The 24,542-nt window shown below is 62.6% G+C and carries 28 protein-coding genes; 17 read left to right on the top strand and 11 right to left on the bottom strand.

The genetic code is table 11. From position 1 onward, the window contains the following. Positions 1–40 precede the first annotated feature (40 nt). From ehuC to RPG13_RS11680, 4 genes are read left to right on the top strand one after another with little or no spacing between them, the layout of a single operon-like run. A complete protein-coding gene (gene ehuC / locus RPG13_RS11665) occupies positions 41–769 on the top strand; it encodes an ectoine/hydroxyectoine ABC transporter permease subunit EhuC (protein WP_095483717.1) in 729 nt (242 codons plus the stop codon). Further along, a complete protein-coding gene (gene ehuD, locus RPG13_RS11670) occupies positions 766–1,425 on the top strand; it encodes an ectoine/hydroxyectoine ABC transporter permease subunit EhuD (RefSeq protein ID WP_095483718.1) in 660 nt (219 codons plus the stop codon). The genes ehuC and ehuD overlap by 4 nt, the downstream gene beginning before the upstream one ends. Continuing rightward, entirely contained in the window at positions 1,422–2,201 is a 780-nt protein-coding gene (gene ehuA, locus RPG13_RS11675; protein WP_095483719.1) for an ectoine/hydroxyectoine ABC transporter ATP-binding protein EhuA, read from the top strand. Before ehuD ends, ehuA begins: the two co-directional genes overlap by 4 nt. Beyond that, positions 2,198–2,920, top strand: a complete 723-nt coding sequence (locus tag RPG13_RS11680; RefSeq protein ID WP_337125060.1) for a GntR family transcriptional regulator — start codon at positions 2,198–2,200, stop codon at positions 2,918–2,920. The genes ehuA and RPG13_RS11680 overlap by 4 nt, the downstream gene beginning before the upstream one ends. Before the next feature lie 152 nt (positions 2,921–3,072). Here the strand turns inward: RPG13_RS11680 and RPG13_RS11685 are convergent, their stop codons facing one another. Both RPG13_RS11685 and RPG13_RS11690 read right to left on the bottom strand, forming a co-directional pair. Next, entirely contained in the window at positions 3,073–3,378 is a 306-nt protein-coding gene (locus RPG13_RS11685) for a hypothetical protein (RefSeq protein WP_245458099.1), read from the bottom strand. Between the two features lie 7 nt (positions 3,379–3,385). Then, the gene (locus RPG13_RS11690; protein ID WP_095483722.1) at positions 3,386–4,156 is read right to left on the bottom strand and encodes a DUF899 domain-containing protein; all 771 of its coding nucleotides are present in this window, start codon (positions 4,154–4,156) and stop codon (positions 3,386–3,388) included. Between the two features lie 124 nt (positions 4,157–4,280). Here RPG13_RS11690 and RPG13_RS11695 point away from each other — a divergent pair, with 124 nt between their 5' ends. The 11 genes from RPG13_RS11695 (at position 4,281) to RPG13_RS11745 (ending at position 14,368) form a co-directional block, all read left to right on the top strand. Then, positions 4,281–5,501 carry a helix-turn-helix domain-containing protein gene (locus RPG13_RS11695; RefSeq protein WP_095483723.1) on the top strand — a complete coding sequence of 407 codons (1,221 nt, stop codon included), beginning with the start codon at positions 4,281–4,283 and terminating at the stop codon, positions 5,499–5,501. Between the two features lie 9 nt (positions 5,502–5,510). Then, a complete protein-coding gene (locus RPG13_RS11700) occupies positions 5,511–6,158 on the top strand; it encodes a Vgb family protein (RefSeq protein WP_292622319.1) in 648 nt (215 codons plus the stop codon). A gap of 377 nt (positions 6,159–6,535) precedes the next feature. Then, positions 6,536–7,252 carry a GntR family transcriptional regulator gene (locus tag RPG13_RS11705; protein ID WP_185928186.1) on the top strand — a complete coding sequence of 239 codons (717 nt, stop codon included), beginning with the start codon at positions 6,536–6,538 and terminating at the stop codon, positions 7,250–7,252. Further along, the gene (locus RPG13_RS11710; protein ID WP_029355082.1) at positions 7,252–8,346 is read left to right on the top strand and encodes an LLM class flavin-dependent oxidoreductase; all 1,095 of its coding nucleotides are present in this window, start codon (positions 7,252–7,254) and stop codon (positions 8,344–8,346) included. The genes RPG13_RS11705 and RPG13_RS11710 overlap by 1 nt, the downstream gene beginning before the upstream one ends. Beyond that, complete coding sequence (locus RPG13_RS11715; RefSeq protein ID WP_337125061.1) at positions 8,346–8,891, top strand: flavin reductase family protein; 546 nt, start codon at positions 8,346–8,348, stop codon at positions 8,889–8,891. Before RPG13_RS11710 ends, RPG13_RS11715 begins: the two co-directional genes overlap by 1 nt. Before the next feature lie 95 nt (positions 8,892–8,986). After that, positions 8,987–9,964, top strand: coding sequence for a TRAP transporter substrate-binding protein DctP (gene dctP, locus RPG13_RS11720; protein WP_292647369.1), 978 nt, complete (start codon positions 8,987–8,989; stop codon positions 9,962–9,964). A 59-nt stretch (positions 9,965–10,023) separates the two neighbouring features. Beyond that, complete coding sequence (locus RPG13_RS11725) at positions 10,024–10,536, top strand: TRAP transporter small permease (RefSeq protein WP_095483728.1); 513 nt, start codon at positions 10,024–10,026, stop codon at positions 10,534–10,536. Between the two features lie 3 nt (positions 10,537–10,539). After that, positions 10,540–11,850, top strand: coding sequence for a TRAP transporter large permease (locus RPG13_RS11730; protein WP_337125062.1), 1,311 nt, complete (start codon positions 10,540–10,542; stop codon positions 11,848–11,850). Between the two features lie 26 nt (positions 11,851–11,876). Continuing rightward, positions 11,877–12,596 (top strand): hypothetical protein, encoded by a 720-nt coding sequence (locus RPG13_RS11735; RefSeq protein WP_164897433.1) that lies wholly within the window; start codon positions 11,877–11,879, stop codon positions 12,594–12,596. Between the two features lie 44 nt (positions 12,597–12,640). After that, the gene (locus tag RPG13_RS11740; RefSeq protein WP_128284234.1) at positions 12,641–13,396 is read left to right on the top strand and encodes an HpcH/HpaI aldolase family protein; all 756 of its coding nucleotides are present in this window, start codon (positions 12,641–12,643) and stop codon (positions 13,394–13,396) included. 15 nt (positions 13,397–13,411) lie between these two features. Beyond that, complete coding sequence (locus RPG13_RS11745; protein WP_337125063.1) at positions 13,412–14,368, top strand: C-terminal binding protein; 957 nt, start codon at positions 13,412–13,414, stop codon at positions 14,366–14,368. A gap of 21 nt (positions 14,369–14,389) precedes the next feature. On the opposite strand, the gene RPG13_RS11750 is transcribed toward RPG13_RS11745, so the two are convergent. The 8 genes from RPG13_RS11750 to RPG13_RS11785 form a co-directional block, all read right to left on the bottom strand. After that, positions 14,390–14,848 carry a MaoC/PaaZ C-terminal domain-containing protein gene (locus tag RPG13_RS11750; protein WP_128284236.1) on the bottom strand — a complete coding sequence of 153 codons (459 nt, stop codon included), beginning with the start codon at positions 14,846–14,848 and terminating at the stop codon, positions 14,390–14,392. Position 14,849: 1 nt separating this feature from the next. Beyond that, positions 14,850–15,926 carry a Gfo/Idh/MocA family protein gene (locus tag RPG13_RS11755; RefSeq protein ID WP_337125064.1) on the bottom strand — a complete coding sequence of 359 codons (1,077 nt, stop codon included), beginning with the start codon at positions 15,924–15,926 and terminating at the stop codon, positions 14,850–14,852. After that, on the bottom strand, positions 15,919–16,248 hold the full coding sequence (locus tag RPG13_RS11760; protein WP_337125065.1) for an L-rhamnose mutarotase: 330 nt from the start codon (positions 16,246–16,248) through the stop codon (positions 15,919–15,921). Before RPG13_RS11760 ends, RPG13_RS11755 begins: the two co-directional genes overlap by 8 nt. 10 nt (positions 16,249–16,258) lie before the next feature. After that, entirely contained in the window at positions 16,259–17,371 is a 1,113-nt protein-coding gene (locus tag RPG13_RS11765; RefSeq protein WP_337125066.1) for a mandelate racemase/muconate lactonizing enzyme family protein, read from the bottom strand. A 4-nt stretch (positions 17,372–17,375) separates the two neighbouring features. After that, positions 17,376–18,473 carry an ABC transporter ATP-binding protein gene (locus RPG13_RS11770; RefSeq protein ID WP_337125067.1) on the bottom strand — a complete coding sequence of 366 codons (1,098 nt, stop codon included), beginning with the start codon at positions 18,471–18,473 and terminating at the stop codon, positions 17,376–17,378. A 1-nt stretch (position 18,474) separates the two neighbouring features. Then, positions 18,475–19,341: a carbohydrate ABC transporter permease gene (locus RPG13_RS11775; protein WP_337125068.1), complete on the bottom strand. Its 867-nt coding sequence runs from the start codon at positions 19,339–19,341 to the stop codon at positions 18,475–18,477. Positions 19,342–19,343: 2 nt separating this feature from the next. Further along, complete coding sequence (locus tag RPG13_RS11780) at positions 19,344–20,240, bottom strand: carbohydrate ABC transporter permease (protein WP_126103503.1); 897 nt, start codon at positions 20,238–20,240, stop codon at positions 19,344–19,346. Positions 20,241–20,378: 138 nt separating this feature from the next. Further along, a complete protein-coding gene (locus RPG13_RS11785; protein WP_095483740.1) occupies positions 20,379–21,698 on the bottom strand; it encodes a sugar ABC transporter substrate-binding protein in 1,320 nt (439 codons plus the stop codon). Positions 21,699–21,861: 163 nt separating this feature from the next. Between RPG13_RS11785 and RPG13_RS11790 the strand changes: the two genes are divergently transcribed. Continuing rightward, positions 21,862–22,647 carry an IclR family transcriptional regulator gene (locus RPG13_RS11790; protein ID WP_127289479.1) on the top strand — a complete coding sequence of 262 codons (786 nt, stop codon included), beginning with the start codon at positions 21,862–21,864 and terminating at the stop codon, positions 22,645–22,647. Between the two features lie 67 nt (positions 22,648–22,714). Next, the gene (locus RPG13_RS11795) at positions 22,715–23,551 is read left to right on the top strand and encodes an amidohydrolase family protein (protein WP_292647343.1); all 837 of its coding nucleotides are present in this window, start codon (positions 22,715–22,717) and stop codon (positions 23,549–23,551) included. Positions 23,552–23,572: 21 nt separating this feature from the next. Here the strand turns inward: RPG13_RS11795 and RPG13_RS11800 are convergent, their stop codons facing one another. After that, on the bottom strand, positions 23,573–24,538 hold the full coding sequence (locus tag RPG13_RS11800; RefSeq protein WP_127289483.1) for an ABC transporter permease: 966 nt from the start codon (positions 24,536–24,538) through the stop codon (positions 23,573–23,575). Positions 24,539–24,542: the final 4 nt, after the last annotated feature.

Raw genomic sequence — 24,542 nt, forward strand, 5'->3', positions numbered from 1 at the left:
GGCGGCGCGAAAGCGCCGCCCTTTTTTCTAGGGGAATCGCATGGGAATCCGTACCCTTGTCACCCTGCTGATCGTCGCGCTTGGCGTGATCGCCGCCTTGGCTACGCAGGAAGCCTATAGCCTGTTTCTACCGGGGCTGCTGCAAGGCGCGGTCCTGACGATCGAGATCGCCATCCTCGGCAGCCTGCTGGCAATTGTCATGGGCGTGCTGGCAGCGCTGGCGCGGATGTACGGCCCGGCGCCGCTCAGATGGCTGGCCACGGTCTATGTTGAGATTTTCCGCGGCACGTCGGCGCTGGTGCAATTGTTCTGGTTGTTTTTCGTGCTGCCGCAATTCGGTGTCACCCTCAACGCATTTCTGGTTGCCGTTCTGGCGCTCGGCCTGAACGTTGGTGCTTACGGATCGGAAGTCGTGCGCGGCGCGATCCAGTCCGTCGCTCGCGGACAGTGGGAGGCGTGCACTGCGCTGAACATGAGCCGCCCCCAGATGCTGCGCCGGATCATACTGCCACAGGCTTTCGTCGCCATGATCCCACCTTGGGGCAATTTGTTCATCGAGCTTTTGAAATCGACAGCGCTGGTCTCGCTGATCACGCTCTCGGACCTCGCTTTCAAGGCGCAGCAGATGAACCAGAATACGTTCAAGACCATTCCGATCTTCACCCTCGTCCTGCTGATGTATTTGGCAATGTCGCTGGTTGTGACCATCGGCATGCGGCTTCTCGAAAGGCGAGCTTCGCTTGGGCTGGCGCGGGGGAAGGCAGCATGATCTGGGATTGGGCATTTGCTTTTGAAATCCTGCCGGTGCTCGCCCGCGCCGCCATCGTCTCCATCGAAGCGACGCTGATCGGCTTTGCGCTTGCCGCCTCGCTTGGCCTGGTGCTGGCGGTCGTCCGCATTGCCGTGCCTTGGACCGGCTGGACGATTTCGGTGCTGGTCGAGCTGATCCGTTCTACCCCGCTGCTGATCCAGATATTCTTTCTCTATTTCGTCTTTCCGAAATTCGGTGTCGTGCTCGATGCCTTCACCGCCGGGGTGCTTGCCATCGGCATCCACTACGCTGCCTATTGTTCCGAGGTTTATCGCGCCGGTTTCGACAACATCCATCGCGGTCAGTGGGAAGCCTCGATCGCGCTCAATCTGTCGTCCTGGACGACATTCCGCGACATCATCATCCCGCAGGCGATTCCGCCGATCGTTCCGGCGCTCGGCAACTATCTGGTCGCCTTGTTCAAGGAGACGCCATTGCTTTCCGCGATCGCCGTGATGGAACTGATGCAGACCGCCAAGATCATCGGCTCCGATACTTTCCGCTACACCGAGCCGATGACGCTGGTCGGCCTGTTCTTCCTTGCCATGAGCCTGGTTTCGGCCGTGCTCATCCGCTCCCTGGAACGCCTGCTCAACCGGAGGACCATGCGATGACAGAACAACCGATGGTCCGCTTCGACAATGTCTCGAAGCGCTACGGCGCGCTGACCGTTCTCGACGGACTCAACCTCGAAATAGCACGCGGCGAGAAGGTCTCCATCATCGGCCCGTCGGGTTCCGGCAAGACCACGGTGCTGCGCATGCTGATGACGCTGGAGACGATCAATGACGGGGTCATCTGGGTCGAAGGCCAGCCGCTCACCCACATGGAGAGGAACGGCAAGCTTGTTCCCGCCGATCTCGCACACATTCGCAAGATCCGCGCCAAGATCGGCATGGTGTTCCAGTCGTTCAATCTGTTCCCGCACATGACGGCGATGCAGAACTGCATCGAGGCCCCGATAACCGTGCTCGGCATGAAGCGGGCCGATGCCGAGGCGCGTGCGGCCGAACTGCTCGACATGGTCGGCTTGTCGGAGAAGAAGGACCACTATCCCTCGCAGCTTTCCGGCGGCCAGCAGCAGCGTGTCGCCATCGCCCGCGCTTGCGCCATGCGGCCCAAGATCATGCTGTTCGACGAAGTGACCTCGGCACTCGACCCCGAGCTCGTCGGCGAAGTGCTTGAAGTTATCCGAAAACTCGGTAGGGAACATGACCTCACCATGCTGATGGTCACCCACCAGATGGGATTTGCCAAGGAGTTCTCCGATCGCGTCTGCTTCTTCCATGCGGGCAAGATCTGCGAGCAGGGGCCGCCAGCCGAGTTGTTCGGCGCTCCCAAGAACGAGCGGACACGGCAGTTCCTGCACGCTGTCCTGGAGGCTGGATGACGCTTGAGACAGATGCCACGCCCATAGCCGTGACCGCCGCGCCGACGCGCCCGCTCTCGGCGCGGGAGCGGTTCGAGCGTATCTACCGGATACTGCGCGACCGCATCTGCCTGCTCGACTACGCGCCGGGTAGCCATCTCTCCGAGGAAGAACTTGCCCAGGAATTCCAGATCAGCCGCACGCCGGTTCGGCGTGTCCTGGCGCGCCTCGAATCCGAGGGGCTGGTTCAGTCAGTCCATGGCGTCGGCACGATCGTCACCGACGTCGACATCGAGGAATTGCAGCAGGTCTATCACTTGCGCCTGGAACTGGCGCTCCTCGTCGGCAAGCTTTCACCGATCCCGCGCACGGCGGACGACCTCGACCGGATCCGGGCGCTCATCGCGCGCTGCGATTCCGATGTGCTCAATCCCGACCAGCGCGCTTTCCTGCGCCTCAACATGGATTTTTTCTATGAGCTCACGGCGATGACCGGTAACCAGCCGCTGCGTGAGATCAGCGAGCGCCTGTATTTTCAAGTCGCGCGCGTCGTGCTGACGTTGATGCCGCAGTTGGGCCTTGTCGAGGAGTTCACTGCGTTCCGTCGCGAAATGGAAGAGGTCCTTGCCGCCGCCGAAATCGGCGACTGGGAGTCCATCGGGCACATAAGACGCGCTCATATCTCAATGAGCTTTCGCCGCATGATGCGTCATGCAGGCGAGGCCAACATCGCCACGTAGGGCTACGCGAGGTCGCGCGCTAGATCGGTTCATCGTTCCAGGGAAACGCCGAACCGCTCTATCTCTTTGTTTTTGCGCAATTCCGGACGGAAAACCGTTTCACACTTTTCCTGGAATTGCTCTAGTTGCCGTTTGATCCGGCGAACGCCGGATCACGGCCGGCGGACAGCGCTTCGTCGGCTGGCAACCAGCTTCAGCCAAGGCGCCGAATGGAAGGCGCTCATCAGCAAGTACATGATGACCATTCCGCTCAGCGGCGAGGCATCTTCCGCAGCCGTGCAGACCATGTCCGCATCACCGGTAACGGCCGTCAGCAGCGCCATGATTGCGAATGTTGGCGCGGCGGCCAGGGACAGCCAGTCGGCCGCGCCGCGGGCGGCGACGTTGTCGCTTGGGAAAGCGGCAGATCCGCTGCGTGCGGGCGGCGTCTTCAGCGCGTGGTCGGGGTGGAGTGTCATCGAGACGTCAGCCCTGGCCGTACTCGTCGTGGCGCCGCCACCAGACGCCCTTCTCGTTGCGCCCTCGAGGCGCGCGGTCGAGCCACTGATACATGCCCCAGAGGCCGTCCAATCCGCGCGCATAGGTGGAATAGGCGTGGTAGACGACGCCGTCCTCGAGCACGAACGTGCTCATGCCCGGCCTCTCGCGCGTGTAGGTGGCCGTGTCTGTCCCGCTCATCGCAGCGAACGTCGCGGAGCCGTCGGCAGTCGTGCGCGAGGGTATCTCGGCGAGAGGCGTCTCGCGCACATAGTTGTATTCGATGCCCTCCTCGCGCTGCTGCTCCTCGGTGAACGAAACGTCGAAGTCGAAATTGAAGTCGCTGCCGTGCGAGGACGCCCAAGGGAAAGTCCATCCCATCCGCCGCTTGTACGCCTGCAGCTTCGCGAGCGGTGCCCGCGATACCGCCGAAAGCGTGACATCGTGGTTGGCGAGGTGGACGACGAAGCCGTCGAACCCGTCCGTGATCGCCGAGCAGGCCGGACACCCCGCCGTGTAGTCGGGCCCGAACATGAAATGGTAGACGAGGAGCTGCGAGCGCCCCCTGAAAAGGTCCGCCAGTGAGGCGCTGCCTTCGTCGGTCTCAAATCGGTAGTCCTTGTCGATCCGAACCCAAGGCAGCTCTTGCCGCCGCTGCGCCAGCTCGTCACTTTGCCGCGTGAGCTCCTTCTCCGCATCGAGCAGATCAAGCCGCGCTGCCAGCCACTGCTCACGTGTTCCGGTCTTGTGTGTCGGCATCGTTCTTCTCCTCTATGTCCTGCGTCGTTCGCACCGTTTTCCATGCGGCGCGCTGGCTGTTGGTCTTGAGATAGATTAGGACCGGATATCGAATGGTGAGAGTTACAAGTGTGACGGGATTCCGATGGACTCGCTGATCACCGCTGCGGCGCGCGCCCTCGCGACGGGTGATCCCCTCGGCGCATTGAAGCGGGTCGCTCTGCGTGACGATGCGCCTGCGCTCGCGCTGCGCGGCATTGCGATGGCGCAGCTCGGCGATTTCGTTCGAGCAAAGGCTCTCCTCAAAAGTGCTGCGCGCGCCTTCGGTCCGAAAGAGGCCGTGGCCCGCGCGAGGTGCGTCGTCGCCGAAGCCGAGATCGCACTCGTCTCGCGCGACCTGGGCTGGCCCGCGAAGGCACTCGACGCCGCGCGGTCGACGCTTGAAAAGCACGGCGACCACGTTAATGCCGCGCATGCGCTCAATCTCGAGGTCCGGCGCCTGCTCCTGATAGGACGCCTCGACGAGGCCGAGCGCAGGCTCGCCGGGTTCGACCCCACACCGTTCCCACCCGCGTCGAGGGCCGCCCACGAGATGGTGGTTGCGGGAATCGCGATCCGACGCCTCCAGACCAGGGCGGCGCGCGCTGCGCTCGCTCGCGCCGAGCATGCCGCGCGCGAGGCGGATATCCCGGCACTAACGGCAGAGGTCGAAGGCACATCCCTCGTGATGAACACGCCCGCGGCGCGCCTGATCGCGCGTGGCGAGGAACGCCCGCTTCTGCTTGAAGAGGTCGAAGCGCTGCTGGCGTCGGAGGCGCTCGTCGTGGACGCGTGCCGCAATGTCGTGCGGGGCGCCGGCATGATCGTCTCGCTCGCGACGCGCCCGGTCTTGTTCGCGCTTGCGCGCACGCTGGGCGAAGCCTGGCCCGCAGACGTGCCGAGGAGCACGCTCGTCGCCCGCGCCTTCGGCGGCAAGCACGCCGATGAATCGCATCGCGCCCGGTTGCGAGTCGAAATCGGGCGGCTTCGCGTGGAACTGCGGTCGCTGGCGGATTTGAGCGCGACCAAGCGAGGCTTTGCGCTTAAGCCGCGCCGCGCGCCCGAGATCGTCGTGTTGGCGCCGCCCGTCGAAGAGCAGCATGCGGGGATGCTCGCCTTCCTTGCCGACGGCGAGTCGTGGTCGAGCTCGGCGCTCGCGATTGCGCTCGGAGCCAGCTCGCGCACCGTTCAGCGATCGCTCGAGCAGCTTGCGGCAGCAGGCAAGGTGCAGTCGTTCGGTCGGGGGCGAGCGCGCCGTTGGATGACCCCACCGGTGCCGGGATTCCCGACAATCTTGTTACTCCCCGGTTCACTGTCGGGCTACTAGGATAGAACCATGGAACGATCTGCAGCCGAAATCCTCCGCGAATATGGACCCTTCCCGGGTGTCGACCAGGTGGCTGGGGTTACGTTCGACGGTCAGCACGTCTGGTTTGCGTCGGGAGACAGGCTGAACGCCTTCGATCCCGCGAGCGGTGAGACGGTGCGCTCGATCGATGTCGCCGCCCACGCAGGAACGGCCTTCGACGGTCAGCACCTGTTCCAGATCGCCGAAGATCGCATCCAGAAGATCGATCCGAAGACCGGCCGCGTGCTCGCCACGATCCCGGCCCCTGGTGGCGGCGGCGACTCCGGGCTCGCCTGGGCCGAAGGGACACTTTGGGTGGGGCAGAATCGCGGTCGTAAAATCCACCAGATCGATCCCCAGACAGGGGCAATTCTTCGCACGATCGATTCCAACCGTATCGTCACAGGGGTCACCTGGGTCGACGGCGAACTCTGGCACGGCACCTGGGAAGGTGACGAGAGCGACATCAGGCGGATAGATCCTGAGACGGGAAAGGTTCTGGAGAAGCTTGATATGCCGCCTGGAACAGGCGTGTCAGGGCTCGAATCCGATGGCGGCGATCAGTTTTTCTGCGGCGGTGGAAACAGCGGCAAGGTGAGAGCCATCCGCCGGCCCGGGCGAGACTCCGGCTCCTAGATCCCGATCGACTCAACGAGCAGAGTAACCGAAGCGGCCTCGTGGGCGAGCTTCGACGAACCGTCTGCTGGGACCGCCAGCAGGTCGGTTGGCCATCGACATGGCGGACTGGATCGCGGGAGCCCTTGCCCCAGCCGATTGCCTGTCACCGCGCCATCGCGGCAGCGCCGTTCCGCCGCCGTCCACCGGTTAGCCAAATCAAAACAGTATACATTATAGACTTAAAATATCTTGCCAGACGATCCAGCCTATGCTCCACTTGTGCCGGAGACAGGGCTGATAGGTCGAATCCAGCCGAGACGGGCTGAATTTCAAAAGGTACGACCGGGGGAACACAGCCGTAACCATATACGAAATCTTCGCATGGGAAGGCGTGGATGGCGGAAGCGATAGAGTTCAAACGGGTTGGCGAGGGCAATCTGCGTGCCCAGGTCTATCAGCAGATCCGGCTGACCATACAGCGCGGCGAGCTGGCGCCTGGCCAGAAGCTCGTCGATGTCGATATTGCCGCCCAGCTCGGCATCTCCAGAATGCCTGTCCGCGACGCGTTGATGCAGTTGGTGCATGAAGGCTATCTCGTCGGCACGACGCGCGGCTTCACGCTGCCCACGCTTACTGCGACGGATATTGCCAACATTTTCGAGGTCCGCCGCCTGCTCGAACCGCGGGCGGCCGCGCACGCCACACGGACACTTGACGCCGCTGGCCTCAAGACGCTGGCAGCCGCGCTTCAGGAGGCAGAAGCAGCGGCCGCCGCCGGCGATGCCGCCCTCTTTTTCCAGGCCAATTCGGCATTCAGGAATTGTTGGCTCGGCGCCGTCGAGAACGACCGCCTTTCGCAAACGATTGCCCGTTTCGCCGATCACGTGCTCGTCGTCCGGTTGAAGACGCTGTCGCACCAGCCGACGCAGGCCGTCATCGTGGCCGGCATGCGCGCAATCTACGAGGCGTTCGCCAAGCGCGACGCCGTCGCGGCTTACGACCGCATGACCCACTTCATTCAGAACGCCGAGGAGCGTTTCATGAAGCTGAGCCCGCCGTTGCAACAGTTCGACGACGAAGCTGCGAGCATTCCGCGGCAGGGAAAATCATGATCAGAAAGCAGCATCCGCTGAAAGGGCCGAACAGATTCAAGCTCGGCGTCTTTTCGATGAACGCCGATGGCGGCCTGGCAATGACCACCGTTCCCGAGCGCTGGCGCGCCCGCTGGGAAGACAACCTCAATTCTGCCTGCATCGCCGATCGGGCCGGCCTGGAGTTTCTGCTGCCGATCGCGCGTTGGCGCGGCTTCGGCGGTCTGACGCATGTGCGGGAGTGGTCGTTCGAGACTTTCACCTGGGCGGCGGGTCTCGCCGTCGCCACGGAGAACATCGGTCTGTTCATGACCGTGCATGTGCCGCTGGTTCATCCGCTGCAGGCTGCAAAAGCGCTGGCGACGGTCGACCACATCTCTAACGGGCGTGCCGGCTTGAACATTGTCTGCGGCTGGAACCCGGACGAGTTCGCCATGTTCGGGCAGACGGTCGGCGACCGGACCTACGATCAGGCCGAAGAATGGATCAACATCATCGAGCGTGCCTACCAGTCCAGGGAGCCGTTCGACTTTGGCGGCGAATTCTATGATCTGAAGGGGGTCGTCAGCCGTCCGCCAAGCCTGCAGGCGCCGCGCCCGGTGACCATGAACGCCGCTTTCGGCGCGCCGGGGCGCAACTATGCGGCGCGCCACTGCGACTACCTCTTTTCTACTTTTTCCGAAATTGCAGATGGCCGCGCGCATGTCGTCGACATCACCAACCGGGCGGCTGAAGTCGGACGCGAAGTCGGCGTCTACACGGTTTGCCATGTCGTCTGCCGGGAGACCCAGCAGGAAGCCGAGGATTATTACCGGCACTACGCGCTTGAATGCGCGGACGAGGGCGCGGTCGACGAGCATATGCGCAAGAAGAAGGAATTCGCGAACTCGCATGACGCAAAAGCCTTCACCGAATATCGGCAAAGGTTCGCCGGCGGTGCTGGAACGTTCCCGCTCATCGGCACACCGGAAAAGATCGTCGACGATCTCACTGAGATCATGGACCAGGGCTATTCCGGCGCCGCCCTCACATTCGTCAACTACACCTACGAATTGCCCTTCTTCTGTGACCGCGTGCTGCCGCTGATGCGCCAGGCCGGGCTTCGCGTAAATTGATGCCGGCGGCCGCCATTCCGACGCCATGGGTGCATGGGCACGACGCCATCAATCCGCGAGCCTTCAAGCAGGCAATGCGGGCCGTGGCGGGCTCGGTCGCCATCCTCGCGGCGGAGCATGACGAGATCGGCTTTTGCGGCATCACGGCGACAGCCGTCTGCTCATTCAGCGCCGAGCCGCCTTCGCTGCTGGCCTGCGTCAACCGCAGCAGCACCTTTGCCTCGGCCATTCGCGAAGGCGTGCCCTTTTCCGTCAATCTTCCGGCCGGCGACCAGGAGAATGTTGCGCGCGCCTTTGGCGGCATGACCAAAGCCAAGGGCGTGGCGCGGTTCTCGTCCGGATCATGGGTGCGCGGCGGAACCGGCGCGCCCTTGCTTGTCGGCGCGCGGGCAATGTTCGAGTGCCGGGTAGCCGAAATCATCGTTCGGGCATCGCACATGATCGTCATCGGCATCGTCTCGGGGGTCGCGCTGGATCGCGCTGACCGATCGCCGGTCTTCTACGCGCATGGACGGTTCCTGACGGTAGGAGATGAGCCCAACTAGACGCCGTTCGCGCAGCAGCGCGGCGATTGCAATTTCAGATCGGCCCGATCGCTGGCCCAACATAAGCGAAGTGATCTATCAGAGGGAGTACGGCAATGCGCATTTGGAAGTCCCTTGTTCTGGCTGCACTCATGTCGGGTGTGGCGGGTCTCGCCACGGCCGAAGAAGTTGTCCTCAATGCCGTGCATTTTACGCCTGCGCAGAACGGCTACGCACAGAGTTTCCTAAAATTCGTTCAGAAGGTGAACGAAAAGGGCAAGGGCGTGGTTCAGATCAATGTGCGTGGCGGGCCGGAGGTCGTTCCGTCGATTCAGCAGGGTGCGGCGCTCAAGAGCGGCCTGATCGACGTGATCGACACGCCGGCAGGTCAGTTCCTGGAACTCGTTCCCGAAGGCGAGGTTTTCTCTGCATCGACGAAGACGCCCTGGGAGGTTCGCGAGAATGGCGGCTGGGATTTCATCAGCGGAATTTTCGAGAAGAAGGCCAATGCCCATCTGCTGGCCCACGTCGACGCGGGCTCGGGCTTCAACATCTTCACCATCGACGAGCCAAAGCTCAATGATGAAGGCAGCATCGACTGGAGCAGCTTGAAGATACGTTCGTCGCCGCTCTATCGTGATTTCCTCGAATCCCTGGGCGCAACCGTCATCGTGCAAGCGCCGGGAGACGTCTACACCTCGCTTGAGCGCGGCGTCGTCAATGCCAACGCCTATACCGTGTTTGGCTATTCATCGTTCGGCTGGGACAAGTTCACCAAATACCGCGTCGACCCGCAATTCTTCAAAACCGATGTGCTGGTCTCGATCAACAAGGCGAAATGGGATGCGCTGTCGCCCGAGGCGCAGAAGCTGCTTGCCGACACGGCCGTCGAATACGAGCGAGAGAGCTACGACGCCAATCTTGCCGAGTCTGAAAAGCAGGCACAGGCGATGATCGACGGCGGGCAGAAGGTGATCAGCCTGACGGGCGCTGGCCGCGACAAATTCCTGGCGGCTGCCACGCAGGCGAGCTGGGCAAGAATGACCAAACGCGATCCCAGCAACATCATGCAGTTGAAGAAATTCTTTCAATAGTCCGATAGGAGGGCGCCTTCGTGCGCCCTTTATCAAGGTGGGCATGAGGGCCGTCAGGAATGGACAAGTTGTTTGCAGCGATCGGGAAGCTGAGCCTTGCACTGGCGGCGGCGGCAAAGGTGGTGCTTGGCCTCATCATTGTCGCGGTGGTCGCCGATGTATGCGTCCGCAATCTGGGCCTGAGACCGCTTGCCTGGGCGGTGTCTGCGACGGAATATGGTCTGCTCTACGCGGCATTTCTGCCGATGCCCTGGCTGGTCCACAGCAAGGGCCATGTCTTCGTCGAGTTCCTGCGCAAGGCTCTGCCTGCACGGGCCCGGGCTGTGCTTGAAAAGCTGGTCTATCTCGCCTGCATCGGCGTCTGCCTCTACCTTGGCAGCGTCGCACTCTCTTCCCTGATAGGCGCCGTGTCGGGCGGCGAATATGAGACGCGCAGCTTCGACATGCCGAAATGGCTGGTCTTTCTGCCCATCACACTCGCCTTCTACCTCTCGGCGCTGGAATGGCTCAGATATCTGCTGGGCCATGACACGCTGTACACGCTCGATCCTCTGGAAATGGAAGGGCTCTGACCGGTGGCCTGGCTGTTTCCATTCGCCGTGCTCGTTGGCACCATCCTTGTGTTGATGGGCCTTGGGCTGCCGGTCGCCTTCGCGTTCTTCGTCAGCAATGTGATCGGGCTGTACCTGTTCTTTGGCGGTTCGATCGGCGTGACGCAGATGGTCGCCAACTTCTCCGACGCCGTCTCGACCTATGCGCTTGCGCCACTGCCGATGTTCCTTGTCATGGGCAGCCTGTTCTTCCGCTCCGGTCTCGGCGAGAAAGTCATCTACGCGCTCGACCTGTGCATCGGCAATCTGCGAGGACGTCTTGCCTACGTCGTGCTCGCCGCCGGCACGATCTTTTCTGCGCTGTCAGGGTCGAGCCTCGCCAATACCGGCATGATGGGCTCACTCATGGTGCCCGAGATGCTGAAGCGGGGCTACAAGCCGCACATGGCCTACGGGCCGGTGCTTGGAGCCGGAAGCCTTGCTGTCATCATCCCGCCATCCTCGCTGGCTGTCTTGCTCGGCTCGCTGGCCCAGATTGACGTTGGCGCGCTGCTCATAGCAGGTGCTCTGCCCGGACTGCTTCTCGTCGTCATGTACGCGATGCTGATCTTCGCACAGACGAAGATCGACCCTGACGCCGCTCCGCACTATCCGGTGCCCGCCGTTCCTGCGGCCGAGAAGGTGAGGGCGGTTGCCGTCAACATCATTCCGATGAGCGTCATCGTGTTCATGGTGGTCGGCACGATCATCCTTGGAATAGCGACGCCGACGGAGTCGGCAGGGCTCGGATGCGCCGCCGTCTTCGCGTTGTTGTTTGTCTACCGAAGGTTCAGCTGGTCGGTTGTCTGGAAGTCGCTGGACGATGCGATGAAGGTCACGGGCATGACCTTCCTGATCATCTCGGCTTCGACGACGTTCTCGCAGATATTCGCCTTCTCCGGCGCGTCGAACGGCTTTATCCAGTTCATCGTGGGCTACGATCTTGGGCCGTATTCCATGCTGCTCATGATGGTGCTCGTCATCCTGCTGCTCGGCATGTTCATGGATCAGGTCTCGATGATGCTGATCACGCTGCCGATCTTCCTGCCGATCGCCCAGCAATTCGGGTACGATCCTGTGTGGTTCGGGCTGATCCTGCTACTCGCCTACGAAGTCGGCTTCACCACGCCGCCGTTTGGTCTGCTGCTGTTCATCATGATCGGCGTTGCGCCAAAAGGCACATCGCTCAAAACGGTGGCCATGTCCGCGGCGCCCTACATCGCGCTGACGCTCCTGCTGATCCTGCTGATTGTCCTCTTCCCGCAGATCGCTCTCTTCCTTCCGAATTTGATCTAGCCGAACTCGATCCAGCAGGTGTCTGCATGCGCTTTGCCTATCTTGCTTTCTTCCACGATGACCGTCAGGCAAACCCGGCCATCGCCGATGAAGACGTCGACGCTGTGCGGCGTGTGATCGCGACAACGCCGGGTCTAGCGCTTGCAAACATCTATCTGCCCGAAGTGGCGACGGACATGTTCAACAAGGATGGGCCACCGCCGGTCTTTGGCTTCCAGCTCTATTTCGACGAGCTGGCGGACATGGAGGCGGCGCTCGCGCCGTCCGGCCATCTGCAGGCGCTCACCGCACCGGCAGTGCTGTCGAGCATCGCCGGTTCGAGGCCGACGCAGCAGGCTATGTGCGTGCGTCCGTTCCCCGTCGATGAAGCTGGCGTCAGGACGTCTGGACTGCCCTGCAGCTATCTTGTCCACTATCCCGGGCCGGCCGAAGACATGAATGCCTGGCTCTACCACTATGTGACGCATCATCCGCAATTGATGCGGGGCTTCCCCGGCATTCGCCACATCGAGGTTCTGTCGCGGCTGGATTGGTGCGGCTCGCTGCCCTGGCTGCGGGTCGACCATATGCAGCGCAATCGGGTCATGTTCGACAGTCCAGCAGCGCTGACGCACGCACTGCAATCGCCGGCGCGGCTGGAGATGCGCGCCGACTACAAGACCTTCCCGCCGTTTTCAGGCGGCAGCCTGCACTTTCCGATGTCGACGGAAGCGGTGCATCCTTTGCCGCGGATCACCGCCAAGTAACCGCGAACTGTTTTTCGCCGATGCCAAAAATCTCTGGAGATTTCATGTACGACTTTCGGAAAAAATGTGTCTCTCTCGATCGCCTCATCGGTACCTTCTGCGCCATCCCGCATCCGGTGGCGGTCGAAGTGGCGGCTGCAAGCGGGGTCGATTTCCTGTGCATCGACTGGGAGCACTCGCAGATCGGTCGCGAGCGGCTTGAAGATCTGATCCGCGCCGCCGACGTTCACAAGGTTCCCGCGATGGTGCGTGTGCCCGGCCACACGCCGGAGTGGATCGCGGCCGCGCTCGACGCCGGTGCGTCAGGCGTCCTGGTGCCGCGCGTCTCCACGGCCGAGCAAGCGCGCATGGCGGTCATGGCCTGCCGTTACCCGCCTGTCGGCGCACGCGGCGTCGGTCCGGGCCGGGCCGCCGGTTATGGGTACAGGATTCCGGACTACCTCCAGTCGGCCAACGATGTCCTGACGGTCGCGATCCAGGTCGAGACGGCCGAAGGCCTCGCCAACATCGACGACATTGTCCAGGTCGACGGTGTCGACGTGATCTTCATTGGCCCCGGCGACCTGTCGGTCTCGATCGACGCCATGGGGCCGGCCGGTCAGGACAAGCTCAATGCCGCGATTGTCAGGATCGCGGCTGCGGCGCGCGCGGCTCGCAAGGCCGTCGGCATCTTTCGCCCCTCGGCAGACGATATCGGCAAATGGTCGAAGCACGGCATCAGCTTCTACATGCTGGCCAGCGACACGATGTTTCTTGGCGCCGGCCTTGCCGCCGGTGCGGCCTCTGCGCGCAGCGCCTGATAGCAAGAGATTGGCATGAAGATAATCAAGACCGACGGCGTGTTGTCAGTCGAGGCAGAGCAGCTGCGCTATCTCGACGGCTTGAACGCCGAGTTTATCGAAAAGACGCTTCTCACAGAGGATGCCCTGATCGAGCAGTGCCGTGACGCCGATGCATTGATGATATTACGGGAGCCGATCACGGCTCGCGTGCTGGCCGAACTGAAGCACCTCAAGGTTGTCGGACGGTTCGGCGTAGGGCTCGACTCGATCGATATCGAGGCCGCCAGCCGTGCCGGTGTTCAGGTAACCTATGTGCCGGACGCCAACCTGGTGGAGGTCAGCACACATGCGATGGCGCTGATCCTGGCCCTGACGCGCAGGCTGAAACAGTTCGACAGCGCAGTCCGCGCCGGCCGCTGGGCCGCAATGACCGACGGCGCCGGCATCACGCGGCCGGACAGGCAGATCCTTGGCCTGATCGGCTTCGGCCAGATCGGACGTCTGACCGCCGAGCGGGCACGGGCCTTCGGCTACCATATCATCGCCTACGACCCATACATGCCGGCAGAGCGCATTACGGCCGGCGGTGCTGAACCGGTCGGTTTCGATGAGCTGCTCGCCAGGGCCGACATTGTCTCGCTGCACGTTCCAGCGACACCGGAAACCAGAAACATCATGTCGGCTGATGCCCTGTCGCGCATGAAGCAAGGGGCGATGCTCATCAACGTGTCCCGTGGCGGCCTGGTCGACGAGGTCGCGTTGGCGGATTTGATCCGGCGTCGCCATTTGGCAGGCGCCGGCATCGACACATTCGAGCACGAGCCGCCTTCGCCCGACAATCCGCTGCTGGCGCTGGACACCGTCCTGGTCAGTCCACACGCGGCGCACTACTCGACCCAGTCCTACGCCGAGGTCCGCAACAAGGTGTTTGCCGATGTCGCATCGGTCCTGCGCGGCGGCAAGCCGGTCTATCCGGTCAACCGGATATGACTCCTCGCGGCTGCAAATAGCTTAGCCCCGCTTGGGCTTGTCGCGGCGCTCGACGATGTAGATGTGGTCGGCCGCCAGGACCACATCGCCATGCTGGTTGATCACCTCGCAGCGCTCGATGATCCGGCCCGAATCCGGTCGTTTCGGGTCGTCTTCTTTGGCCGAGATGGTGGTGCGGGTCTTGATCGTATCGCCGATGAACACCGGCTTGATGAAGCGCAACCTGTCATAGCCGTAGGAGAAGGCGACCGGGTTGATGACGCTTGCCGTCAGCCCGACCCCGACCGAGAAGACCAGCGTGCCATGGGCGATGCGCTGGCCGAACGGCGTCGTCTTCATGAACTCGGCGTCCATGTGGTGAGGGAAGAAATCGCCGGTATGGCCGGCATGGACGACAAAGTCGGTCTCGGTGATGGTGCGTCCGCTGGTCATGCGCGACGAGCCGATCTGGTAGTCCTCGAAATAGATCGTCTGCTCCATATCAGGGCCTCTCCGCGATCGGTGTTGCCGGCGCCGCGCTCGATTGGTAGGCGGCTTCGACCAGCGCCATGGTGTTCCAGCCGTCCTCGACGGAACTGACAAGCTCGGCGTCCTCGCCTGATGCGTAGCGCTGAACATTGGCCATGCGGCCGACAAAGGCGTCCGGAAACCATTCGCCGACGAGCGGCACCGTGACCCAGTCGGAGCCGCCCTTCGGATAGATTTCAAGGATGTCAGGCTCGCCGCGCGGATAGTCGAGATTGAGTCCGAGTTTGAGATAAGCGGCGCCCTCGGTTCCGCAGATGCGGAACTCGCAGGCCTGGTGTTTTCGGCCAAATTTGTGGTCGTGATTGATCGACAGGGCACAGCGCACGGTATCGCCATAGTCGAGGATCGCGCTGGTGCGCGTTTGCGCGACCTTGTGGTTGGGATAGCCGAGCGTCTTGGCGTGAACCCCCTTGGGATCGCCGAGCAATTGCCGGATCAAGTCGAGATAATGGATCGAATGCATGGCGATCTCGACGCGCGGCGCCTTCAGCAGAAACTCCCAGAGTTGCCAAGGTGTGGCAAGCGCCAGCCAGGCGTCGAAATCGACCACGTCGCCCAGCCAGCCCTTGGCGATCGCATCCTTCAGCGCCAGCATCATCGGCGCGAAGCGGAGCTGGAAATTCATCGCGGCCTTCAGGTTTTTGGAGCGGCAGATTTCGAGGATCTCGCTCGCCTCGGTGAGATCGCTGCCCATCGGCTTCTGGATCAGCGCTACCGCACCGTCAGGCAACGCCCTGAGCACGCCGGCATGATGAGCCGGCGGCGTCGCCAGATCGAAGACGACGTCCTTGATCGCCGCGGCTTCCTCGACCGACCGGTAAGCGGTGACGCCCCATTTTGCGGCGAGCTTTTCTGCCTTGGCGCGGTCGGGATCGAAAACCCCGGCGACCGGAAAGCCGGCTTTCCCATAGGCCGGAAAATGCGCATCGCCGACGATCGAGCCGGCGCCGAAAATCACGATCGGCCTCGGCTTCGATGGCTGCGCCCAGGACTGGGAGAGCGAGGCAGGATCGAAGACGTCATCAGTCATGATGGAAGACTTCGTCCATCGATGCCCACCATTCGCCTTCCCCACGCGTCGGCAGCGGCTCCTGGCAAGGCATGCACAGCGCCCACCATTCCTGCGTCGTGGGATCGGCGGCCATTTTCGCCATGTCGGCGGCATAGTCGGTGCCGTGGTATTCGAAGGTGCTGAACAAAAGGTGCTCCGGCTCCTTGAGATAGATCGAATAATTCTTGATGTTGCAGGCGGAAATCATGGCCAGCACGTCAGGCCAGACGGCAGCGTGAAGCTGCACATACTCGGCGACCTTTTCCGGCTTGAGGCCGAGCACCATTCCCATCCGCTGCATGTCCGGCTCCCTATTTCGTTATGTCGGTCGTGAATTCCGCGATGCTCTTCGCTTTGACCGCGTCCCAATCCCAGTCGATGCCGATGCCGGGCTCGTCCGGCGCCAGTGCGTGCCCGTTCTCGATGCGCATTTTCTTGCCGGTCAGGTCGTCAAGCTGGGGAATATACTCGACATATCGGCCGTTCTGAATGGCGCAGGTCAGGCTGACATGCAGTTCCATCAGGAAATGCGGGCAGACCGGGATGTCGAACGCCTCGGCCGCATGCGCCACCTTCAGCCAGGGCGTGATGCCGCCGATGCGGCCGACATCGACCTGCACGATCGAACAGCCGCCTTTTTGCATATATTCGCGGAAATGGCGGATCGAATAGAGCGACTCGCCGATGGCGATCGGCGTCGACGTGGCATTGGACAGCCGCACATGGCCGTCTATGTCGTCGGCCGGCAGCGGCTCCTCGATCCAGGCGAGGTCGAGGTCGCGCAGCCGCTCGGCCCGGCGGATCGCCTCGTCGACCGAAAAGCCCTGATTGCAGTCGGTCATGATCTCGTAGGCATCGCCGACCGCCTGGCGCACCGCCGTCAGCCGGGCGAGATCCTCGGAGCCGTGCGGCTTGCCGATCTTGACCTTCGAACCGCGAAAACCTTTGGCCTTGGCGGCCAGCGCGTCCTCGACCAGCGCCTCGGTCTCGATATGCAGCCAGCCGCCTTCGGTCGTGTAGAGCGGGCAGCGGTCCTTGGCGCCGCCGGCGAGTTTCCACAGCGGTAGCCCCTGTTTCTTCGCCCGCAGGTCCCAAAGCGCGGTATCGATAGCCGCCAGCGCGATTGCCGTTATGGCGCCGATCGTCGTGGCGTGGGTGGCGAATTCGAGCTCGTGCCAGATCGCCTCGATCATGTCGGCGTCGCGGCCGATCAGCCGCGGCGCAAGGTGATCGGCCAGGAGCCGCATCACCGACGAGCCGCCGGTGCCGATCGTGTAGCTGTAGCCGGTGCCGACCGCACCGTCGGCGTCGGTGATTGTGACGATCGGCGTTTCCTGGCTGACGAAACTCTGGATCGCATCGGTGCGCTTGACCTTCGGCACCAGGTCGACCATGCGCAGTTCGACTTTCTCGATCTTGGCCATGACGTCAACCTCGCAATGTCTTGCCGGTATCGGCAGAAAACAGATGGGCCTGCGACAGGTCCAGGCTCATTTTCACCCGGTCGCCAGCCTTCAGCCGTTTTGGATTGAGCATGCGCGATACCCAGTCGCTGCCGTTGAATTCGGCGAACACCAACGTCTCGTTGCCGAGCGGCTCGGTGACGGTCACCGGCAGTTCCAGCTGGTGCACATCGGTATCTTCGCCGGAGCTGATGCCGTGTCCTGTTGGATAGATATCATCGGGCCTCAAGCCGAACACCACCTTGTCGCCGGTTTTGACATTGGGTTTGAACTGGCTGGGCAGAGGCAGCCTCTCGCCGCTGGCGAACAGCAATTGTCCGTCGTCGATCGACGCCTCGTGCAGATTCATCGGCGGCGAGCCGATAAAGCCGGCAACGAAGCGCGTCTGCGGCCGGCGAAACACCTCGTCTGGCGTGCCGACCTGCTCGATGAAGCCGTCGCGCATGATGACGATGCGGTCGGCGAGCGTCATCGCTTCGACCTGGTCATGGGTGACATAGATGACCGTCGACTTGACCTTGGCGTGAAGCTTCTTGATCTCGGTGCGCATCTGCGTCCGAAGCTTGGCATCGAGATTGGAAAGCGGCTCGTCGAACAGGAAGACGTCGGGATCGCGCACGATGGCGCGGCCCATGGCGACGCGCTGGCGCTGTCCGCCCGACAGCTGCGACGGCCGGCGGTCGAGCAGTTGGTCGAGACCAAGAATGCCTGATGCCTCGGCGACGCGGCGGTCCATTTCCTCTTTTGCCGCCCCAGCGATCTTCAGCGAGAAGCCGAGATTTTCGCGCACCGTCATGTGCGGATAGAGCGCATAGGACTGGAACACCATCGAGATGTTGCGCGAGCGCGGCGGCAGGTCGTTGACCATGCGGCCGCCGATCTCGATGACCCCGTCGCTGATGTCCTCGAGGCCGGCGATCATGCGTAGGGTTGTCGACTTGCCGCAGCCGGACGGACCGACCAGCGCGATGAACTCGCGGTCGGCGACCTCGAGATCGATGCCGTGCACCACGGCCACCGGGCCGTAGCTTTTGGTGAGTTTCTTCAGGGATACGGTTGCCATGTCAGCCTTTCACCGCGCCGGAGGTGAGACCGCCGACGAGGTGTTTCTGGACGATGAAAGTAAGCGTGAGCGCCGGTATGATCATGACCACGGCCAGGGCGCACATGCCGCGCCAGTCGATGGTGAACTCGGCCGTATAGTCGAGCAGGCCGACCGGCAGCGTCTTGGAGTTGATCGAGCGCGTCAGCTGCGAGGCCAGCGCGAACTCGTTCCACGAGGTGAGGAAGGCAAAGATGCCGGCTGAGGCGATGCCAGGCCCGGCAAGCGGAAACTCGACCTGCCAGAAGGCCTGCCAGCGCGTGCAGCCGTCGATCTGCGCCGCCTCGGCGAGGTCTTTCGGAACCTGGCGGAAAAAACCGTCGATCAGCCAGATGGTGAAGGGCACGTTGAGTGCTACATAGACCAGGACCAGGCCGAAATGCGTGTCGATTATGCCGAGCCGTGCAAAGACGAAGAACAGCGGCAGCGACAGCGCGATGCCGGGCACCGTGCGTGTCAGCATCAGGCCGAGGAACATTGCCGACTTGGCACGGAAGCGGTAACGGGCAAAGGCATAGCCGCCGGCCATGCCGATGGCGATCGCGATCACCGTCGAGGTCACCGAGATGATCAGCGAATTGCGGAAATAGTCGAGCACCGGGATGCCGCCCTTGCCGACGCCGCTGAACATGGCGACGTAGGCATCGAGTGAGAGTTCCTGCGGGATCCACACCGGCGGCTTGGCCATGATCTCGACGGTCGGCCGCAGCGATGACAGCACGATCCAGATGCCGGGCAGGCAGATGACCAGCATGGCCAGGAACAGCCCGATGCCATGAGCTATGCCGAGCGCCTTGTTGCGGACGCGATGCAGGCTGTTCTGGTCCATGCTCACCACTCCGCCGCGATCTGCGTGCGCGCCGCGGCAAGCTTGCGGTAGAAATAGACGGTGAACAGGATCGAAAGCAGGATCGAGAAATAGGCCATGGCGTTGGCCATGCCCATCCTGGCGTCGCTGTAGGCGGTGCGAGCGACGAGCGTCCAGACGAGCTCGGTGCGGCCGGCGGGACCGCCGTCGGTCATGATCTTGACGATGTCATAGGCGCGCGCCACGTCGAGCGAGCGGATGGTCATGGCGATGAAGGCAAACGGCATGATGAACGGCCAGGTGACATAGCGGAATGTCTGCCATGGCGTGCAGCCATCGACGCGGGCCGCCTCGACCGGCTCGCGCGGCATCGCCAGCAACCCGGCAAGGATCAGGATCGCGAACACCGAAGTCGACGACCAGATCTCGGCGGTGAGGATGGCGATGAAGGCGAGGTTGCCGTCGATCAGCCACGGGATGGCGCGGTCGGTCAGGCCGAGCGCCTGCAGGGCGTTGTTCACCAGGCCGATATTGTCGTTGAACATGAATTTGAACTGGAAGCCGACCAGGATCGGCGAAAACATCATCGGAAACATCATGATGGTGCGCAGGATACGTTGTCCGCGCGACGCCTTCTCCACCAGCAGCGCCAGCCCCAGCCCGATCAGCATTTCCAGGTTGAGCGCGACCGTCAGCAGCACCACGGTGCGGGCGAAGGCAATCCAGAAATCCCCGTTGCTCAGGATGTTGACATAGTTGCGCGCGCCGATGAAGACCCAGAGTGTCTCCGGCTTGGTCAGCCGGAACGGCGTGAAGCTGGAGTAGAGCGAAAGCAGCAGCGGCAAGACCACCACCGCCGCCAGCACGATGACCGCCGGCAGCAGGAGCAGCAATGGCGGTGAGGGTCTCCGGCCTTTCATGTCGATCCGGTTCTGGTTAATGCCCGGATGCCGAAGGCCGCCATCGGCGAGCTGGGATCAAGACAAAGCGTGTTGTGCATGGTTCAAAAAAAGTCGGGGCGCCGCTCTTCGATGAGCGCAGCGCCCCGTGGAAAGATGTCAAAGTTTGCCAGCGTCTTCGAGGATCTGGGTGGCCTTGGCGGCAGCGTCGTCCAGCGCCTGCTTGGAGGTCTTGTCGCCGAGGATGGCCGCCTGCAACTCGGGATAGACGGCGTTGGAAATTTCGATCCATTCAGGTGTCTGCGGTACGGCGAATGCGTGTTTCGCTTGTTCCTGGAAAGCCGCCAGCACTTCCGTCTTGTAAGGATCGCCGGCCGCTTGCTGGATGTCCCAGTCCCACACCGCCGTGCGGGTCGGCAGTGGTCCGCTTGCTGCTTCAAGCTTCTGACTGTCCTCGTTGGTCAGGAACCATACCAGCGATGCCGCGGCTTCCTTGCTGGCACAGTTTTCGGTGACCGAAAACCCGTGATGTCCCGACCAGCCGGTGCGAATACCGGCCGAGCCTTTCGGCGCCACCTTCACCCCGACATTGCCGGCAACCTTCGACGACTTCGGATCGTTGAAGAACCCTGCCCAGCCCGGCCAGTCGAGATTGATGGCGACGGTGCCCGAGGCAAAGCCCTGGCCAAGATCGTCCCAGAGATAATTGGTGGTGCCGGCCGGCACCGCCTTGGCCTTGTAGAGATTGACGAACCAGTCGAGCGCCTGCACGCCGGCCTCCGAGTTGAAGGCGGGCTTGCCGTCCTTGTCGAGATACTCGCCCCCCTCGGCGATGAGCATCTCGTAGAAGCGGCCGTTGATCGCCTCTTCCTTGCCAGCGAACTGGGTGCCGTAGAAATCCGGCGGGCTGGCGAAGAATTCCGCCTGCTGGGCGACTTCGTCCCAGGTGTCGGGCGGCACCAGTTCCGCGCCATACTTGGCCTTGTAGGCGGCCTTCTTGGCCTCGTCCTGATAAAGGCTTTTCTGGTAGTAGAGCGCGGAGACGTCGAACTGCGCACGCGGCAGCATCGCCAGCTTTCCGTCGAGCGTCGAGGCCTTGATCGTCGACGGCACGAAGGCGGCGACTTCCTCCTTGGGCAGCAGCGCGTTGAGATCGGTGTAGATGTCAGGATATTGCGGCGCGAAGGACGAATGGTTCGAGCCGACGCACCAGTTGATGCTGCCGGACGCGATGTCCGACTTGATTTCCTTGTCGAGTTCGAAGTGGTTCTTCTTCGAGATCACGTTGACCTTGGCGCCGGTCAGCTTTTCCCATTCGCCGATGCGCGCGTAGAGCCCTTCATATTGCTGGCCGCCAATCAGCTTGGCGTCGATGGTGACGCCGTCGAACTTGCCGGGCAGTTCGGCAGCAAAAGCAGCGCCCGCGCCAAGCGCAAGCAGCGCCACGCCGGCCGACAGGCCGTAAAACAATCTGGTCATTTGGTTCCTCCCAACGGCCTGCGTCGGCGAACTCGTATCGATCCGATCTGCAGCGCTTCATTCATATACAAACAAAACATTTATGTAGTCGTCAAGTTGAAAGTTCTTTCCGGATGCGGGCCATTGTGCGTATATGAAAGCCGAAATTCACTGGGGAGCGATTATGGCGGAGGACGAGGACGATGACCGATATCGTGCCCCGGCGCTGGACAAGGGGCTCGACATTCTCGAGCTTCTGGCCGGCGTCGACGGTGGCTTGACGCAAGCGGAAATCGCCAAGAAGCTCGACCGCAGCCCCAACGAGTTCTACCGCATGCTGGACCGGCTGGTGCGACGGGGCTACGTCACGCGGCCCGACGGCGATCGTTATTCGCTGACGCTCAAGCTGTTTGGCCTGGCGCAGTTGCACGCGCCGGTGCGACGGCTGGTTTCCTACGCGACGCCGCTGATGCGCGAGCTTGCCGAAACCTCGCAGCAGGCAAACCAGCTTGTCGTCTTCGACCGTGGTTCCGCCGTGGTGATCGCGCAGCAGGAGGCTCCTGACTACTGGGGCATCTCGATCCGCGTCGGCTCCCATATCAGCCTGTTCGACACCGGCTCCGGACATGTGCTGTTGGCCTTCCGCTCGCCGGAAGAGCGGCAGATGATGATCTCCGAATATCTGCGCAGCACCGACAGGCCGCCTCAGTCACCGGAGTTCTTTGCCCGCCTCGACCAAGTCCGCGAGCGCGGCTATGAGATGATGGCGTCGCTGCAGACCGCCGGCGTGTTCAATCTGACGGCACCCGTTCTTGGCTCTGACGGCAGGGCAATCGCGGCGCTGTCGATCCCTTATATAACGCTGGTCAATGCCCCCAAGGCGCCGGACATAACCCGGACAATCGAATTGCTGCGGGCGGCGAGCGAAAAACTCTCGCAACTGGCGGGGTCGGCCGTCAACTCGAAGTGAATTCTTATTTGAATGAAGAATTTCTCCGTGAGATGATCCTGGAACGCCAGAGGAGGAGCGCGCCGTCATGATCTTCGATACCCATCTGCACCTGATCGACCAGTCGGTGCTGCGCTATCCCTGGCTCTCCGGCGTGCCGGCGCTCAACCGCGATTTTTCCCACGACGAATATGCAGTCCAGGCTCGCCGTGCCGGCATAGAGGGTGCGTTGCATATGGAGGTCGATGTCGATCCCGCCGACATCGAGGCCGAGACCGGTCATGTGAAAGCGCTGTCACAACAGAGGGCTAGTCTGCTGCGCGGGGCAATCGCCTCCTGCCGACCGGAAGAGCCTGGCTTTGCCGCTTATCTCGAGCGCCAGCGCGCCAATCCCTTCGTCAAGGGTTTTCGCCGTATCCTCCACGTCATGCCGGATGAGCTTTCGGAGGCCGCGCTGTTTCGCGAGAACATCAAGCGGCTTGCCGGCACCGGCCTGACCTTCGATCTCGTCGTTCTGCCGCATCAAATCCCAAGAGCGATCGCACTCGCCGATCTCGCGCCGGATGTGCAGTTCGTGCTCGACCATTGCGGCGTGCCCGACATCAAAGGGGATGGTGAGCACCCGTGGCGCGAGCATATGACGGAGATCGCGCGGCGTCCGAACGTCGTCGGCAAGATCTCCGGCGTGGTCGCCTATGCGGATGCCGGTTCATGGACCGTCGATACCCTGCGCCCCTATGTCGAGCACACCATCAAATGCTTCGGCTGGGACCGCGTCGTGTGGGGCAGCGACTGGCCGGTCTGCACGCTTGGCGGCGGGCTGGCGACCTGGGTTGCAGCGACGCATGCGCTGCTTGGCGGCGCAAGCGCCGAGGAACGGCAAAAGCTGCTCTCCGCCAACACGAAGCGGCTGTGGAGTTTGTAAGAAGAGTTAGCGGGCTCTGCCTCAGATTGTCGCCGATACGTGCCGCTCGCGACCGTAAAGCGAAACCAGCAGCACGATGACCAGACCAAGTGCAGCCTGCACGGTTGAGGGCCGGAAGCCAAGGCCGATCAGCAGCGTGTTGATCTCCGTCAGCACCAGCACGCCGGCGATGGTGCCGAAATAATTGCCGCGGCCGCCGACAAGGGCCGCGCCGCCGACCACGACCGCCGCGATCGTCTGGAACAGATAGGGCTGGCCGACATCGCCATAGGCCGAACCGGTGAAGCCGAGCAGCAGCACGCCAGCCGCGGCAGCAAAGAAAGCGCTTGCCGCGTAGGTCACCGTCCACATGCGGACCGGATCGATCAGCGCCAGCGGGGCTGCACCGGGGTTGCTGCCAAGCGCGTAAAGGCGGCGGCCGTAGGCCGTGCGCGCCAGCACCAGCGCCACCAGCAAGGTCAGCACCGCGACGCAGGGCACCAGCGCCGGCACCGGCAGCGGTCCGACCGAACCGCCGATCGAGACGAAGGCGGAAACAGCTGCAGGCGCCGATCCGGATGGAAAGCCGCCGGTCCACAACAGCACGGCGCCTTGCACGATCATGCCAACGCCAAGCGTGACGATCAGCGGGTGGATGTCGAGCCCGCGCGAGATCAGGCCGTTCAGCGCCCCGATCAGCACGGCGAGCACGCCAACGATCACGCAGACAAGGGCAAAATTCCAGCCGGCGCCGTAGAGCTGTGCCGCAACGACATTTGCGAAGCCGATAATGAAGGGGATCGACAGGTCGATGCCGCCTAGAATGACGACGAGGGTCTGGCCGATCGATGCCACCGCCAGCAGCGAAGCGATGACCAGCAGCGCGCGGATGGCGAACGGCGCGGAATAGCCCGGGATGAGCAGCGTGCCGACAATCTGCAAGGCGGCAGCGACCGCAAAGGCGCCTGCGACGCGGGCATTGGTGGACTGAAACCAGGTCTGGCTCATGCTT

It is taken from the genome of Mesorhizobium sp. ISC15, assembly GCF_037162615.1.
GTDB classification, from domain to species: Bacteria; Pseudomonadota; Alphaproteobacteria; order Rhizobiales; family Rhizobiaceae; genus Mesorhizobium; species Mesorhizobium mediterraneum.

Bases quoted from the DNA above. Each gene is read 5' to 3' on its own strand.
- ehuC (WP_095483717.1), top strand. From the start codon at position 41: ATGGGAATCCGTACCCTTGTCACCCTGCTGATCGTCGCGCTTGGCGTG.
- ehuD (WP_095483718.1), top strand. From the start codon at position 766: ATGATCTGGGATTGGGCATTTGCTTTTGAAATCCTGCCGGTGCTCGCC.
- ehuA (WP_095483719.1), top strand. From the start codon at position 1,422: ATGACAGAACAACCGATGGTCCGCTTCGACAATGTCTCGAAGCGCTAC.
- RPG13_RS11680 (WP_337125060.1), top strand. From the start codon at position 2,198: ATGACGCTTGAGACAGATGCCACGCCCATAGCCGTGACCGCCGCGCCG.
- RPG13_RS11685 (WP_245458099.1), bottom strand. From the start codon at position 3,378: ATGACACTCCACCCCGACCACGCGCTGAAGACGCCGCCCGCACGCAGC.
- RPG13_RS11690 (WP_095483722.1), bottom strand. From the start codon at position 4,156: ATGCCGACACACAAGACCGGAACACGTGAGCAGTGGCTGGCAGCGCGG.
- RPG13_RS11695 (WP_095483723.1), top strand. From the start codon at position 4,281: ATGGACTCGCTGATCACCGCTGCGGCGCGCGCCCTCGCGACGGGTGAT.
- RPG13_RS11700 (WP_292622319.1), top strand. From the start codon at position 5,511: ATGGAACGATCTGCAGCCGAAATCCTCCGCGAATATGGACCCTTCCCG.
- RPG13_RS11705 (WP_185928186.1), top strand. From the start codon at position 6,536: ATGGCGGAAGCGATAGAGTTCAAACGGGTTGGCGAGGGCAATCTGCGT.
- RPG13_RS11715 (WP_337125061.1), top strand. From the start codon at position 8,346: ATGCCGGCGGCCGCCATTCCGACGCCATGGGTGCATGGGCACGACGCC.
- dctP (WP_292647369.1), top strand. From the start codon at position 8,987: ATGCGCATTTGGAAGTCCCTTGTTCTGGCTGCACTCATGTCGGGTGTG.
- RPG13_RS11725 (WP_095483728.1), top strand. From the start codon at position 10,024: ATGGACAAGTTGTTTGCAGCGATCGGGAAGCTGAGCCTTGCACTGGCG.
- RPG13_RS11735 (WP_164897433.1), top strand. From the start codon at position 11,877: ATGCGCTTTGCCTATCTTGCTTTCTTCCACGATGACCGTCAGGCAAAC.
- RPG13_RS11740 (WP_128284234.1), top strand. From the start codon at position 12,641: ATGTACGACTTTCGGAAAAAATGTGTCTCTCTCGATCGCCTCATCGGT.
- RPG13_RS11745 (WP_337125063.1), top strand. From the start codon at position 13,412: ATGAAGATAATCAAGACCGACGGCGTGTTGTCAGTCGAGGCAGAGCAG.
- RPG13_RS11750 (WP_128284236.1), bottom strand. From the start codon at position 14,848: ATGGAGCAGACGATCTATTTCGAGGACTACCAGATCGGCTCGTCGCGC.
- RPG13_RS11755 (WP_337125064.1), bottom strand. From the start codon at position 15,926: ATGACTGATGACGTCTTCGATCCTGCCTCGCTCTCCCAGTCCTGGGCG.
- RPG13_RS11760 (WP_337125065.1), bottom strand. From the start codon at position 16,248: ATGCAGCGGATGGGAATGGTGCTCGGCCTCAAGCCGGAAAAGGTCGCC.
- RPG13_RS11765 (WP_337125066.1), bottom strand. From the start codon at position 17,371: ATGGCCAAGATCGAGAAAGTCGAACTGCGCATGGTCGACCTGGTGCCG.
- RPG13_RS11770 (WP_337125067.1), bottom strand. From the start codon at position 18,473: ATGGCAACCGTATCCCTGAAGAAACTCACCAAAAGCTACGGCCCGGTG.
- RPG13_RS11775 (WP_337125068.1), bottom strand. From the start codon at position 19,341: ATGGACCAGAACAGCCTGCATCGCGTCCGCAACAAGGCGCTCGGCATA.
- RPG13_RS11780 (WP_126103503.1), bottom strand. From the start codon at position 20,240: ATGAAAGGCCGGAGACCCTCACCGCCATTGCTGCTCCTGCTGCCGGCG.
- RPG13_RS11785 (WP_095483740.1), bottom strand. From the start codon at position 21,698: ATGACCAGATTGTTTTACGGCCTGTCGGCCGGCGTGGCGCTGCTTGCG.
- RPG13_RS11790 (WP_127289479.1), top strand. From the start codon at position 21,862: ATGGCGGAGGACGAGGACGATGACCGATATCGTGCCCCGGCGCTGGAC.
- RPG13_RS11795 (WP_292647343.1), top strand. From the start codon at position 22,715: ATGATCTTCGATACCCATCTGCACCTGATCGACCAGTCGGTGCTGCGC.
- RPG13_RS11800 (WP_127289483.1), bottom strand. From the start codon at position 24,538: ATGAGCCAGACCTGGTTTCAGTCCACCAATGCCCGCGTCGCAGGCGCC.